8 protein-coding genes are annotated in these 15803 nt (G+C 47.6%); all 8 read right to left on the reverse strand.

Features of this window, described 5'->3' with window-relative positions; all coding sequences use genetic code 11:
• Positions 1-350: 350 nt before the first annotated feature.
• Positions 351-3146: an alpha-mannosidase gene (locus FS628_RS00870; protein WP_145317706.1), complete on the reverse strand. Its 2796-nt coding sequence runs from the start codon at positions 3144-3146 to the stop codon at positions 351-353.
• Between the two features lie 18 nt (positions 3147-3164).
• Positions 3165-3989, reverse strand: a complete 825-nt coding sequence (locus tag FS628_RS00875; RefSeq protein WP_076211825.1) for a carbohydrate ABC transporter permease — start codon at positions 3987-3989, stop codon at positions 3165-3167.
• Between the two features lie 22 nt (positions 3990-4011).
• Positions 4012-4878: a carbohydrate ABC transporter permease gene (locus tag FS628_RS00880; RefSeq protein ID WP_100528983.1), complete on the reverse strand. Its 867-nt coding sequence runs from the start codon at positions 4876-4878 to the stop codon at positions 4012-4014.
• Positions 4879-4945: 67 nt separating this feature from the next.
• Positions 4946-6325: an extracellular solute-binding protein gene (locus FS628_RS00885; protein ID WP_145317708.1), complete on the reverse strand. Its 1380-nt coding sequence runs from the start codon at positions 6323-6325 to the stop codon at positions 4946-4948.
• A gap of 77 nt (positions 6326-6402) precedes the next feature.
• On the reverse strand, positions 6403-7704 hold the full coding sequence (locus tag FS628_RS00890) for a glycoside hydrolase family 125 protein (protein WP_145317711.1): 1302 nt from the start codon (positions 7702-7704) through the stop codon (positions 6403-6405).
• A gap of 223 nt (positions 7705-7927) precedes the next feature.
• Positions 7928-9100 (reverse strand): GntR family transcriptional regulator, encoded by a 1173-nt coding sequence (locus FS628_RS00895; protein ID WP_313958564.1) that lies wholly within the window; start codon positions 9098-9100, stop codon positions 7928-7930.
• A 254-nt stretch (positions 9101-9354) separates the two neighbouring features.
• Positions 9355-10119, reverse strand: a complete 765-nt coding sequence (locus FS628_RS00900) for a YheC/YheD family protein (RefSeq protein WP_145317717.1) — start codon at positions 10117-10119, stop codon at positions 9355-9357.
• A gap of 199 nt (positions 10120-10318) precedes the next feature.
• The gene (locus tag FS628_RS00905) at positions 10319-15568 is read right to left on the reverse strand and encodes a S8 family peptidase (RefSeq protein WP_145317720.1); all 5250 of its coding nucleotides are present in this window, start codon (positions 15566-15568) and stop codon (positions 10319-10321) included.
• Positions 15569-15803: the final 235 nt, after the last annotated feature.

The following is a 15803-nucleotide window of genomic DNA, read 5'->3' on the forward strand; positions in this document are numbered from 1 at the left end:
GAACCCCCTCTTACCACAAATAGATCACACTTAGTGAACCTGAATGAGTCACCCATCTCCATCCCTAAACAAAGACAGACTTATTAGATTATGTATGAATATTCACCGGAATCATTCATTTCAAATAGGATACTCGTTTATTGATCAATCATCACAAAATATACTGAATAGCACAATAATACCACATTTTTCTATCTTGGAAATTAATTATTTTATTGGATAAAAAGAACTTATAGGGAGTGATAAAGCCGTTATAGCCTTCAATAAGACAATATTTTGACTACCAAAAACCTCCTGTCCACACTACCGTGAACAGGAGGTCTCTATAGTTATGATGTTCAAATATCAACTCAATGTAACGTGTACCCTTGTGTAACGATTTTGTACCCAGTTACCGTTTGGCTTTGACCCTGCAACATGTCCTTAACCCGTTCCAGCACATCGCTCTCATAGACGGAAGCACATTCGAATCCAGTTTGCACGTTCAATTCAACGGGTTCGGAGTTCAAATTATACCAGCGAGCAATCAAATCTCCGGTTTCTTCTGCGATCTTCAATGTGGAGAAGGCTAGTGTCGAACCTTGTGCATTCCACGCCAGCCATTGCTTCGATAGAGGTAGTTCAACCTTGTGCCCATCAGCTCCAGCATGACCTTCTTGCTCAAATGTATACGCAAGTGCTCCTAGCTGCACAGTCGTCCACGGAATCGGATACGCATATGCAGACGCACATGCACCTGACTGCGCAGCATCACCTGCAAATGGAATAATTGCATATTCCACGCTCTGTGGTCCCAGACACTGAGCTTCCGGTGTTTCAAACACACCCCAATCTCCCAGTTCCGAAGAGGCACGTAGTAGCGTAACTGCAATCGTACTGCCCTCTTCATGCTGTAAAATCTCGTATTCATTCAGCCCTTTGTTCGCAATCATCAAGCCATGATCACCATCGGTCACATGTACAAATGCCTGCTGATGCTGCGCATTACTCGGATTCACCCATTCTTTGGCCGGTGTATTGGAACGTTTGGCGATTTCAAAGATGGAATCCGCATAATGATCGTCTGTCACCAGTCCTGATGGAAAGAGTGCACGCAGTCGATGATCCTTGGCCTGATTGTTAAAGTCAGATTTTACCTTGACCATATTACTGCCTGCTTCCAACGTATACGTTGTCGTAATCACAAGCGGAACGGTGTTCGGGGCTCGCTGCGCCTTCCGTTCTGTAAAAGGAACCATTTGGCGCTTCTCCAGCTCGAACAGTTCATCTGCTCCAGCCGGAATATCCCAGCGTAATACACTCTCCATGACCACCCGATACGGAGACTTCTCCACGATCCGCAGGTCTGCCTTCAGATGCTCCGTGGTCAGCGTCGTTTCTCCCTCAGGTTGACGATAGACGTATTCATTGCCGATATCACCGGTATTCTCATATGAGTTCAATCCCCTGTATATAGCACCAGAGACCTTATCTTCAATTGTAGCCGTACCATTCTCTTCAACCGTCACTCTTAATTGACCGTTCTCCATCATCATGCCTTGAACCAGGATGTGTTCGCTCATCGTATCGGGCAATTCAGCAATCTCTGCTTGCTTCTGAACTGGAATGAGAGCATACGTCTTATAACCCAGCGAAGGTACATCCACCGCTTGGAAAGTCACTCTTACTTTACGAGCCATATAAGGCTGTCGGAAACGATCCTTCGGAAGTTCATAGCCGAAATGTGCACCCATATCCTTAATTTCCGCCGAATACGTACGTCCATCCGAATCGACCAGCTGATACACTGGCAGTGCGTCTTTTTCCATCTTCTGCGCAAGCGCCTGAGGATTAGGACCTTCTGGGAAAAATGCTTTGTCCACAATCAGGTCCATCTCGATGATTCCATTTCGATTCCATCCACTCGTGTTGAACACAGTGAACAGCACCGCTTCCTCTCCCCAAGCCTCAGCAGGTTGCACATGAATGGACTCAGCAATCGCCTGCGCGCTCTGGGAAACCAATTTCTCTGCAAGCTGTCTGCTCTTGGCGAAGCGGGTCACCATCTCACGGTGAACCTCATCGACACTGCATCCGCAGATGCTATCATGTGGGTGGTTCTGCATCAGCATCTTCCATGCATGTGTCAACAGATGGTGCGGATACTCTTTTACCCCGACTATATGCGCCATGGCAGCAAGCGGTTCGGCTACTTTTTCAAGCAGCGTCTGCCCTTGCTGATTCAACTGTTTCAGATAAACCCGTGCGGATGCCGTATTCACCAGTGTTCCCCAACCATCCGTGTGCTGACTGCGAAGCTCGCCCTCAATAGTCGCCAGATGCTCAGGGACATCCTTGGTAACCGCCTCAATGTAATCGTCAAAATTGGAGTGAATAAATTCCACATCAGAGTACAAGGTAGCTGCCGTACGTAAAGCTTCGGGCAGATCCGTCTGGATCGGCTGATGATCACAACCATTCATGAACAACAGATGTGGAGTCGAGGCGAACTTCTCGGCATCCGCCAGGTTTTTATCCCAATATACTCGGGCTTTCTCCGGATCAACCGGAACTTCCATCCCATTGCAGTACCAATTCGCGAACAAAATGCCGAGCACTTCCGAACCATCCGGCGAACGCCAGATCATCTCGGAATAGGGAGATTCATAACTGTCTGCATCAACCACCGCATTATTGAATCCGGTAGGCTTCACCCCGCGTCCAAAGATCGCGTTATGAATGTCCGCCTGTTGCAGGATCTGCGGTGCCTGTCCCATATTTCCGAACGAGTCTGGGAAGTATCCCGTCTTGGATATCACACCCAAAGGTCGAGCATCACGATGACCGATGAGCAGATTACGCAAGTTGGCCTCGCTGCTGGTCAGAAACTCATCCTGTAACACATACCATGGACCAAAATGAATTCGTCCTTCACGAATATAGCGGTCGAGTCTCTCCTGCTGTTCGGGCCGAACCTGCAAATAATCTTCACGAATAATCGTCTGCCCATCCAGATGGAAATAGCGATATTCGGGGTCCTGATCAAGCGTGTCCAGCAGTTTATCCATCAGCTCAATGAGCAGTACATGATGGTGTTCATAAGGCATATACCATTCGCGGTCCCAATGGGTATGCGAGATAAGATGTGCCGTCTTTTTGGTTGTCATGTTGCGTACCTCCTGTCTTTAACCTTTGGTTGCCCCACCCATGCTGAAGCCTTTGGACATGTAACGCTGGGAGAAGATATATAGCACAACCGAAGGCATTGTATAAAGTAGTGAAAATGCAGCCAATCTGCCGTATTCAACCATACCGTGGCTGCCAAAGAATTGATAAATCGTGACCGATGCCGGAAGTTTCTCCGGTGTCTGGAGCAGGATGTATGGTACGAAGAAGTTGCCCCAACTTCCCGAAAAGGTAAATATCGCTATCGTTGCAATACCAGGCAACATCAGCGGAGCCACGATTCGTCTCAAACCATTCCAGACGGACGCTCCGTCGATCCATGCCGATTCTTCCAGATCAATGGGCACCGAATCCATGAAGTTTTTCATCATCCAGATGCCGTAAGGAAGTGATGATGCGGTCAGGAACAGCATCGTGGCGATGATGGAGTTTTGCATTTTGAAGAACAGAAACATTTGAAATACCGGAACCATCACGGCAGTAATCGGAAGAGCTGTCATGAACAAAATGGATAACAGGAAGCTTTTTTTGAATCTCATTTCATAACGGGATAAAGGATAAGCAGCAAGAACCGATACCAGAACAACCAATATCGCTTGCCCTCCCGACAGAATCAGGCCTACACCGAATGAACGAAGATTGCTCGAATCCCCGAGCACATCCTTGAAATTTTGAATGGTCCAGGTACTGGGCATTTTGATGCCCTGTTGCGCGTTTGGGTCGAATGAAGCCAGAATGATCCAGAGCAGCGGCAATAAAAAACAGAGCCCTAGAAAGACTAGAATCCCGTACTGGATTTTGCGTTGAAGCCCATGTTTGACCATAGGGATCGAACCTCCTTCATGGTTACACTTTCACTTTCATGGATCGCATGTAGAACAGGCTGGCGATAATACCGATGAACAACAGCACCAGAGATATGGCTGTGCCGTATCCAAATTGATAGTTCACAAAGGCCTGGTTGTACATGAAGATCGGCAAGGTTTGTGTTGAAGTACCCGGGCCACCACCGGTCATCGTATAGATCAGCGTGAAAACACCCAGTGTCTGTAGGGTAACCAACATCATGTTGGTCACGATGGACCCTTTTACCATTGGAATCGTAATGTGTCTGACAATCTGGAACCCGGTTGCACTGTCAATAATCGCAGCTTCTTCGACTTCCTTCGGGATATCATCCAGTGCCGACTGATAGACCATCATCGAAAAGGCTGTGCCGTGCCAGATATTCGCGATAATGACACTCACCATAGGGAAACTGAACAACCAGGAGACTGGATTCGCTCCAAACCAGCCGAGGATCTGATTCAATGAACCATTGTCACTGAAAAAGGCCACCATACAGAATGCCACGACAATCTCGGGTGTCACCCAACCGGCAATGACGATGATTCCGATGACCCGGCGGAACGTCACATTTTTCTCTTTCATTAGAAGGGCTAGAATGAATCCAAGCAACACCTGACCAATCACTGCGGAGAAGATGAGAAAGACCATCGTGCGCCAGACACTAATCCGGAAGTCCGGATCATGGAACATATTAATGAAATTCTGGAATCCGACAAACTCCAAACTCTTGGCTGCCGCACCGGTTAGAGCCATATTCGTAAAGGCAAAGCAGATCGTCAGAATGATGGGAACAATGAAAAACACAAGTAATAACAGTACGGAAGGCATTAGAAACAGAAATGAGCCTGGTGCTTTCCTTTTCATAAGTCACTCTCCATTCGAACCGGAAAAAGGGGAGATTGTGCCTCCCCCTCCGAATATATCGATATCCTTATTTCTCTTCGATGCTGTCCGCGCCAAGGGAACGGGATACGTTGTCCTTCAATTGTGTAACTCCCTCTTCCGGTGTCAGCTTGCCAGAGGCAATACTCTCAACAATGCTTTGCAATTGTGCGGATACCGCTGCATACTGATCGTTCGCCGGACGGAAGTGCGCCACATTCAAGAGTTCCTGTGCTTCTTTGGTATATGGACGATCCGTATAACCTTCAACTACTGTGGAATCATTACGCGGACTGAGGCTGCCTTCCGCTACTACGCGTGCAGTCGCATTTTCCTTATTCATCAGAAACTCGATAAATTTCCAAGCTGCTTCCTTATTCTTCGCCTGTGCAGGAACAGACCAAGCCCATCCTCCAGACATCGTAGTTGCTCCAGGTTCTTCCCCATTTTGTGTCGGGAATGGTGCAAAGCCTATTTTCTCTTCAACGTTGGCGATTGGAGCAGCACCGTTCTCCGCCCATGTCGAACCTGCCCAACTACCATCTACAGCCATCGCCAATTTGTCTTGCGGGAACTGTTGCTGGAATGCAATACTGCCAGCTTGTCCATTGAGGGCAACCTGCATGGTCGGACCTGTTTTATCCGTGTTAAACACTTGATCTATGAATTTGAAGGAATCCAGAAGGCCCGGGCTGTTAACTACCCATTTCTTGCTGGTGTCGTTATACAGCGTATCCGCCGTACCATAGAGCAGCATTTCCAGCGTTTGCATGGTAACACCTTCACCGTTTGCTTTGCCCACGATCATATTAAGCGGCGTCACACCTGGCAGTTTTTGCTTGATCGTACGTGCTGCTTCGAGTACTTCTGCCCAGCTTGCAGGTTTGAATGGAACTTCAAGACCCGCCTGTTGAAACAGTTCTTTGTTGTACCAGATCCCGCGTGTATCCGAGGTAGCCGGAACTCCATACACCTTGCCGTCTTCACCGGTAACCCCTGCCTTCAGGTTGTCGATGATATGTTCTTCCCAATCGGACCATCCCTGAACCTGTGTATCCAGCGGCTCCAGATATCCCGCAGCAGCATCGGATTTGATGATGGATGTATCTTCGGCAATGACATCAGGTGCCGTATCCGGGGATTTCATCTGCAAAACCATTTTGGACGTATAATCACCCTCACTTGCCAATACAGGCGCAATGTTGATTTTGATATCCGGGTTTTCCTTTTCGAATTGATCCACCAAGCCTGATTGGAAGAATTTCGTAAGTGTATCTTCAGATCCTGAAGAACGGAACGATACGGTTACTTCCTTCTTGCCATCACTGGTTGTGCCTGTACTTGAACTTCCACCCGAACAGGCTGTAGTAAGAATGAGCAAGGATGTCATAACTGCTGCTACCGGCATTTTCAATGATATTTTTCTCATGATTCGCTCTCCTCTTGTCGGAATTCAACGAACTCCGAACGTTATGATGTACCGCAGGCTATGTCTTACTTTCCTATCTATTTCTGAACGCGAAATCCGCAATAATCCATAATCAGTTCACTAAAGAGCATGTTGGACCAAGAAAACCAAGGACGTGTATATTCATCTGGATTGTTGGCCGAAAAGCCTTCATGGGTCAGTCCGGTATCCGCATCCGTCTTAAGGATGAGCTGGAGTAATCTTAATTTTTCGTTGCGATCCTCTGTAGTCAGCCCCTGCATCGATAAAGCGATATGCCAGATATACCCCTCAGGTGTATGCGGACTACCAATTCCAGCTGCTGCTGTTCCCTCATAAAAATACGGGTTGTGCGAGGAAAGAATGAAACGGCGTGTATTCTGATACACCTCGTCGTTCTCCTCCACATATCCGAGATAAGGTAAAGACAGCAGGCTCGGCACATTGGCATCATCCATCAGATTGTAATTGCCCTTCCCATCCGTTTCGTACGCATATATGGTTCCATATTCCGGATGTTCAACGGTGCCATAATCCTGAATACCTTTGTTGATCTGTTCCTCCAACTCCTTAGCACTCGCTGCCAGTGATTCATCCTTGAACACAGTTTCAGCAATTTCCTGTAGATATCGAAGCGCCACAACGGCGAACATATTGGATGGAATCAGATAACCATATTCGCAGCGATCGTCGCTGGGACGGAATCCAGACCAGGTCATGCCTGTATAGGCTGTTTCAGTGCCTCGTCCCTCTCGGCTGAGCGTATCGGTTTCGGGAGCATCCAGACGTTGGAACGTGTATGGTGATTTCGTCTCATGATGCTGCTCCACTTGCCATAACTGCATGATGCCCTTGGCTGCTTTGCGGAACGTATCGTTGAATTGAGTTGTTCTGCCCGTGTTCTTCCACAAGAGGTAACTGAGCTGGATCGGGTAAGCCAGAGAGTCGATCTCATACTTCCGTTCCCAGATCCAATCATTCATCTGCGTCAGGTCTTGCTGATGTCCTTTTCCACTCTCCGTCTCATTAAAAGCGTTTGCATAAGGGTCCAGGAGAATATAATTCAGTTGACGTTCAACCAGTCCAGCGATCATGTCGGCGATATCTTCATCCTCTGAAGCGAGAACCAGATAAGGTCTGACCTGAGCGGCAGAATCACGTAACCACATGGCAGGAATATCTCCCGTGATCACAAAAGTCGTTCCATCTTCTTTGCGCTGAATCGTGGTCAGCATCGTATTGGTAAAACAATTTTTGAACATTTGGTTAAGTTCCGGATAATCCGGCATACGTTTGTTAACCTGATCAATCATGTCATATATCGAGGGGGAAATTTCTTGATCATTTCTGGGTGTAAGCATGTTGTCCTCCTTATGTAATCCAATTTGTTAACCGCTTTCATCATCCTAAAACGAATATAATGTTATGTCAATATATTTATTTGTATATTAGCATGTTGTCTTTATTTAAAAACACCAAATAGTATACCATTTAAAACAATTATCCCCTTTTTATCCGCACAAAAAAGAGACCTCGTTTACACGAAGTCCCTTCTTGAACACAATTAAATATTAGCATCTAAAATTAACCCTTTTGTTTCACCGTACTCGTCGATTTCCCCTTCACCAAGCGGGCAGGCAGAATGACTCTGTTCACTGCAATTTCGTTGTTCTGCATACTTTGAAGCACCATCTCAAATGCTTGTTTCCCCATATCAAACTGGCTTTGTCTCATATGTGTTACACGACTTCCTTCGGCAGCGTTCGGACTGTCAAAGCAAATGATGGACAAATCCTCCGGAATCTTCAGGCCAAGCCGACCTGCTGCCTGTTCTGCAAGTAAAGCAATACGGTACTCCGCAGCAAAGAGTGCGGTAATCTGCGGATATTTCTGTAAATGTTCCACCAACGTCTCCACATCGCGAACCTCAACTTGAGGATCAAACACACTGGGAAGTGCCGAAAGAAAAGATTCTAACCACAGTTCCCTGTTCACCAACACCCCTTGATCATGATGAGCCTCAATAATCCCTTCAATTCGTTCTTCGATCGGTGTGGTATTCGCCGGAGGCTGTGTCAGAAAGGCGATATGTCGGTGACCGAGGTTGAACAGATAATTCATCCCTTCTCGCGCCGCTCCTACGTTATCCGTACTGACAGATGAAGCTGGAATGCCTTTCAAGTACCGATCAATCAGGACAAACGGGAATTTGTTAACGACCAGTTTAAGAATCTCATCGCTGAAGTATTCACCCTGTGCCGGGAAGATAATTAATCCGTCCACACCCATTTCCAACAGTTCCTGAATGCTCTGTTCCTCCTGCTCGGGAATCCCGAAGGAACGTCTAAGTACGAGGAAACAATCGTGCTCTCGTGAAGCTTCTTCCATCCCATATAACAGCTCTGTACCATACATGTCACTGAAATTGGTAATGACCAAACCAATGAGCAGCTTCCTCTCCGGATGTTTAACAGAAGCTCGCTGAGCAGGTCTGTTAGGTCTCTCCTGTAACACATCTGCCGCATCCGCTACAAAAGAACCCCGTCCTGGCTGACGAACAATCAATTGTTCATTCGCCAACATCTCAAGCGCTTTTTTAGTCGTAATCCGGCTAACTCCGAATTCATCACATAATTCCTTTTCTGAAGGAACACGCTCACCCACTTGATATTGATGAAGCTGTATCCGTTCTCGCAAGGATTCAAAGATCTGTTCATACATCGGCTTGGATGCCGAGTCTTTCCCCAATACAAGCACCTCCATAAATACCCATACTTCTCATGTTCTACATCCTAATATATCATGTTATATCATTAATGTGAAGAAAGGAGATAACTCACCTTCTGTCATATGAGAGCACAAGAAAAAGCATCCGGATGGATGCTTTGTTTTGCATTTTCAAATATTTTCACTTGTGTTCTCATCATTCATCTCCCTATCCATCTGATATAGACTTAAGGGATATATACGTCTTCGAGGCATTCAGGTCGCATAAGTTACTTTTAATCCCTTCATTTCATCGTAGCCTGACGGTAATATCGAATCACCTTGCGATACATCGTCTTGTCCTTTAACTGATTGAAAATATAGGGGTCTGGCTTGGCATTCACCTCAATAATCCATGGCGTTAGACTTCGATCAAGTCCGATATCCACCCCAATGCTCTTCAAACGCGTGTATTTCTTCCTCATATGTCGGGCTATATCGATACCTAAGCGGTTCATCTCCCGGATCAATTCATTGATTCGTTTGTCGGAAGCATGGGATTTCAGTAAAGTGTGAATGCTCATTGGTTTAGCACCACTATGGTAGTTGGTCACGATTTTCTTCGGATGACCCAGTCGGCCGATGACCCCTGTCGCTTCCCATTCCTGTTGGGGATTCAATTGGACCATTACCCGTATATCAAAGCGCCTGTTGTTATGTTGAAGCAGATGAATACCTCGCTGAATAAGGTAGCTTTTATGCTTAATCAAATGGGTCAGACTTCGATGAAACGACTCGAAACTGTTGAAGGTCAGACGCTTTTGATGGATCTGGTAGGCAAAATGGTGATGATTGTCCATCTCAGCCTTAATTACCCCCATTCCAAAGGTGCCTATCTCGGGTTTGATATATACCATTCTATATTTGGCCAGCATGGACTTCAGATTGGATTGGCTAAATCGCTGCGTGTCGGGGATAAACGGTTTGATAGCCGAGTTATTCAGCAATATTTTGGTTTTGAGCCATTTACTTCGTAACGGTTGGGATCGCAGTGATGCATCAACTCCCACAGTTCACTCCTCCTCTGATCTTATTTTATTAATCCTGATGCTCTAAACCATGCAGTATATGCAAGTTTCTTGAACTACTCTTAGGCGTCAGTTGCGAAAAGAGATACACAAAAAGCCGACAAGCCCTGATACTTCGGCTTGTCGGCTTCTTGCTTGAATCTTCAAAACACAGTTATCATCCGTGTCACACTTCGAATAATTATGGTTGCAGACCTTCAGTGGACGGTGGACTAGATTCGCTCGATTCCGTTTCTGCTGGGCTCGAATCTGGTTCTGGAACTGATTGTTCTTGTGCTGCGCTTACGAACAATCGTCCAGCTGCTTCAGCCTCTACTTTATTCCCGGCTGCATCCTGAGCACGAATCACGATAACTCCGCCCTCAAGAACAAGGGATGAAGGTGTCGTGTATGTGCCTGTGTAACGGCCAGGTTCGGTCTCCACCAATGGAATCTCTCCTGCACCTTGGTCATTCAGATTCAGCGGTAACTGAATTCGGAAAGATGCCTGCAAACCAGGTTTACTATCAAATGAAACGGTAACACTCTCCCCTGATGTGATTCGAACATCTTCAGCAGGAGTAATATTCGTAAGTTCTGGCAATGCCGTTTCCACGTAGACGGTGCGGGTTACGGTTGTTTTGTTTCCAGCGATATCGGTTGCTGTAATGGTAATCGTGTTCTCGCCTTCATTGACCAATACGCGGTGACTGAAGCTTCTGTCTTTGCCCACTTGTACGGTTTGCCCGTTAACGGTTACCTTATCGAGGAATTGTTCCACGACGTTACCCGTTACATGAACAACTTCTGCATTGATGCGATCCCCTTGAGCTGGCGTGAGAATCGTCAACTGCGGGTTGATCTGATCCAGAATGACGACGACGGGAAGTGAACGGTCGGTTGTTTTCCCGTCCACCACAGCCTCGGCAGTAATTGCATTAATTCCTGAGCGGAGTTTCACACCGTATGAGAACTTCCCATCTGTCACGGTTGTGGTGCCAGCCAGATCCTTGCCGTTGTAGAGCTTGATCTGAGCTCCGGATGCAGGAGACGTGCCCGACACGTTAAAGGTCGATTGATTCGTATACGTGTTCGCAGGCGCTGTAATTACCGGTGCATTCACCGGATATCTCACGACTGCACGAACCATGTAGTTACCTTCTTCTGCAGGCGCAGTGCTCCAGGCCCCACCTACACGCTGCCAGCTTCGACCTGCATTCGCACCATTCTCATCGGTAGCCAATCCCGGAGCGCTTGTTCCGGCTACGCTTTGTACATACACGATATAGAAGTCACCCGTTACAATCACTGGTTCCGGGAATTCAACGGTTGTCCATTGATCGTTACGAAGTGCAGTACCATCGAATGGTCCAGCCAGCTGTCTTCCCGGCGCTCCGCCAGCGCCCGATGCATCATAAACGGCATATTGGAACGCTGTACCTCCAGGTACAGGCCATTCGGTGTTCCAGAACCGGAACGATGCGCCTGTAAGCTGTGCAGTTTCCAGCTCTGGTGTCATTCGAACCGCCCAGGCATTGTCAGCAGCGACAAAAGCTCTTGCATTCTCTGGTGATCCATCATCATAAGCAATTTCCCCAGGGAAACCGATGAATGGTTTCAAGGCAACATTTGCCTCTGCCGTTCCATTACCAGGTACAGTTACAGTGACGGTTTTACTGTAATAATCTGCAGCCCGGATGGATAGAGTGTAGCTTCCTTCCAATACCTGAATATCGAAGCTGCCATCTGAACCTGTGCGAACTTCACCTACCTTGGCATCTTCCACGACGAGGACGGAAGCATCAGCCAGTGGTTGGCCTGTCCGCTCATCGGTTACTACACCTTCAATCTGTCCATGCGGGATTGCCTCCAGATTAAAGTTGGCTTTCGCCCCACTGCCGTCTGTGATCGTTACCTGCTGAGTTCGAGGATAGTATCCATATGCCTCCGCTTTTAACGTGTAATCACCAGCTACGTGTGTGAAGCTATACTTGCCCGTAGCCGAATCCGTCTTCACTGAACGACCGGTTTCGAGGACGGTTACCGTTGCACTTGCAGGCAGGCTTTGCGGATTAACCGAACCTGTTTCTGGTTTTTCAACTTCCGGTTGCTGCTGTTTCGTTTTGTTGAATTCCGCTTTGTCTGTCCGTGAAATTTTGTACCACGGGTTATCATAGGACGGTTTCGGTTTGTCACTGTTAAGCACAACCGCACTGTCCTCGGTTACTGTCTCCGCAGCAACTCCCAGTACACGGAAATCATCAATGAACCAACCTGTCTTCACGACACTGTTGTCCGAGGTCAGACGGAACCGGAATTGAACTTCATTGCCGGTAAGTGCATTCAGGTCATAAAATACGGGTGTCCATTGTTTTCCATTTGTACTGTGTGAAAATTTACCCAGTTCTGACCATGTGGTTCCACCATCCTTGGTGACTTCCACATATCCGTAATCGTATCCACTCTCAATCTCGTACCAATGATTAAACGTAAGTGTTCCTTCGGACACATCGGTCAAATCAATGACTGGAGATACGAGTGAATAGTTGGAGCCATTCTCGTACGTATTGTCGAGATCAGTCGCCCAGACATTCGGCGGAGAAACGGCGCTGGCAGGTCCCGTTACCGGAATACCGCGTTCCCATTCATCTTTGGTCCCCGAATGAGTCCAGCCATGATCATCACTGCCATCGAAATGATCGATGTAGATATCCTGAGGCACCTCTACTGTAATGGAGACCTCGTTCGATTTGTCGCTTTCATTGCCACTATAATCAAGTGCGGCAACGGTATAGTAATAGGTCGAATCCGTCACCGTAGCCGTATCTGTAAACGTTGTTCCTGTTGCAGTTCCAATGGATTCATAACCTGCACCTGCGGTTGTGGAGCGATATACCACATAGGATTCGAGATCCTCATCGCTCGAACCAGTCCAGCTCAAGGCTACATTACCAAGAATATCGGCTGTCGCAGACAATCCGGCAGGAGCGCCCGGAGCAATCTCATCCAGTTCTTCTACAGCAAAATCATCAATGTACCAGCCAGCCTTTTGCACTGAATTATCGCTCGTCAGATTGAACTTGATGAACACCTGCTGTCCCGCGTATTCACGAAGATCCACATACTGCGTCTTCCAATTGCCACCTGTTCCCGTGAAGGTTAACCGTTCTTCGAACACATAATCGCTATCCTCGGAAGCGATGTATACCTTGCCGAAGTCGATGTTATTCTCCAGGTCATACCAGTGCTTGAAGGATAATAACGCACCTTCCGGACTCTCGGTTAGATCAATAGGTGGCGCAAGCAGATATGCGTTGCTATTGGCCACGTAAGTCCCTTGCAGATTGGTTGCAATCACCTTGTCACCGGAGTGTGCACTTCCAGGACCACTGGTCGGTGCTCCCCATACCCAAGTACTTCCTGTCCCACCAGTCGTGAAGCCCAGCTGATCTTCTTCAAAATCCTGAAGATATCCTGGCTGAACACCATTGGACACAGCCACTTTATATACCTGACTTTCGAATCCGTTGTTGCCGTAATCGTTCACGCGGATATAATACTCTACACCTTGCGGGTCAATAAGAAAAGCAGGGATTGTCGCTGTATACGTCCCATCTTTGTTATCTCCGGCAATCCGATTCATCGGTAGATAAACGTACTGGTTGGTGCCTGTCGTTTTGGCAAAAGCCTCAACCGAGACTACCGCGACGTTATCTGTCACATGAGCGGTTAAGGGTATATCGATGCCTGTAAAGGCAGAATTGACAGGGGTATGTGCCAGTACCGGCTCTTCCAGATCATCTCCGGCTGTAACCACTCTGCCGGAAACTGTGCCGATTCCTTCGAGTACCGAACCCACAGCATCGAGGGCATTAATAATACCATGACCGTAACCATTATTAGGGGAGGTCGGGTACTGGCTGTCCGTTCTCGGCGTCGCTGTGTCTGTTATGATCTGCTCCAGCTGATCCACCGTCAGGGAATGGTTGGCCTGAAGCAGTAGTGCAGCCAGTGCAGTCGTATGCGGGCCAGCCATTGAAGTACCGTTCCAGCCTCCCTCATATACACCGCCCGGAACTGCTGAACGGATGTTTACCCCAGGGGCAGATACTTCAGGCTTGATCTCACCATACGGAGATGGACCCAGCAGCGAGAAGGAAGCCAGATTACCATTAATATCCGTGGCTCCCGTAGCGAAACTTTCGGGGTAATTGGCAGGATTTGCGACAGAGCCCGGACCACCCGGATTCGTCAATCTTACATTACCCGCGGAGAACTCGGGAAAGATCTGCGCATCTCGCCAAGCTTGGACCATAGGCCGGAACCATTCATCCAGTCCTGCGCCTCCGCCCCATGAGTTGTTGACGACATCCGGTGCAAGTTCAGGATGCAGATTGCCTTCCGCATCCACCGGAGCAATCAACCACTGTCCGCCATCCAGAATAATGGCATCGGTTGTTTCAGGATTGAATATCCGCACACCAATCCATTTTGCACCGGGAGCAACCCCGATCTGGTTGGTGCCATCTGCTTCGGAGCCAACCATCGTACCCATTGTGTGAGTACCATGTCCGTCTTCGTCCGCAGGTAGGGCAGCATTACTGTGCGGATCATACCAGCTCAATTCGGGATCAACGATGTTTCCCGAGGCATCCAGTCCACGCCATTTGCTGCGAAGTGCCGGGTGAGTATAGTCCACACCGCTGTCCAGATTGGCAACGACAATACCTGTTCCGTCGATGCCCCGATCCCACACCGCTGGTGCATTGATGTAATCAAGGTTCCATTCCACGTTCTCGGTTGTTAGATTGTCTTTGGCAACAGGTTCCTTGTCTTTAACACCGACTGCGGCGTCTTTAGCTGGCGTTTGGACAGCATCCTTGGCTGGCGCCGCATTCGCCGATTCTTTACTCACTTCCGCTTTCTGTAAGTATCGTGTCTCATTCGGTAGAACCTTCTCTACCTCAGGCAGCAGCGCAATCTGTTCCATGACTTCTTTTGTACTCGTTACTGCCAGTGAATTGACGATAAAATAGCTTTTATATTCTTTGACCTTACCCAGGTCAACTTCCTTTTCCAGATAACTTTCCAATGTATATTGTGTACGTGAGGCCGTTTCCCGCAGAGAACTGACGACCGAATTACGAACGGACAGCTTCGTGGCTGAGGCCGTTTGTTTGGCGATGGTCGCTTTTTCCAGGGCCTGTTTGGAGACTGCTGCTGTATCCACCTGTTCCTTCATTTTCACCAGATAGGTAACATATTCACTACCTTCGAATTCTTTGGTCAACTTGGCGTTTACTTTGGACTCCGAAACTTTGGCAAGTCCAGATTTCATATCCAATTTGGATGATGTGGAGTTTTCAGCTGAAACCGGATGAATGATCGAAAATGCAAGGAGAAGCGAGAGCCCCATGGAGATGGGCTTGCGTAACCGATTAATCTTTATCAAACTTTTCCACTCCTTTTACCCGGTTTTGTAATTTAGTCTGGTACATATGCCCTTCTCTGCAGAATAAAACGATAAAACAACCTTTGTTGCGGACGAAATAGACGCCCTGGGTTTCACATAAAGCCTCACCTCCTTTACAGGTCTGGTTAGGGAACAATATGAGTCAGAAGAGATAACTGGATCAGTCTATGATTTTTCACTTGGAAATTTAGGAGATTTAGAACGACTCGGGTTA

It is taken from the genome of Paenibacillus xylanexedens, from assembly GCF_007676705.1.
In the GTDB taxonomy this organism is placed as follows: domain Bacteria; phylum Bacillota; class Bacilli; order Paenibacillales; family Paenibacillaceae; genus Paenibacillus; species Paenibacillus xylanexedens_C.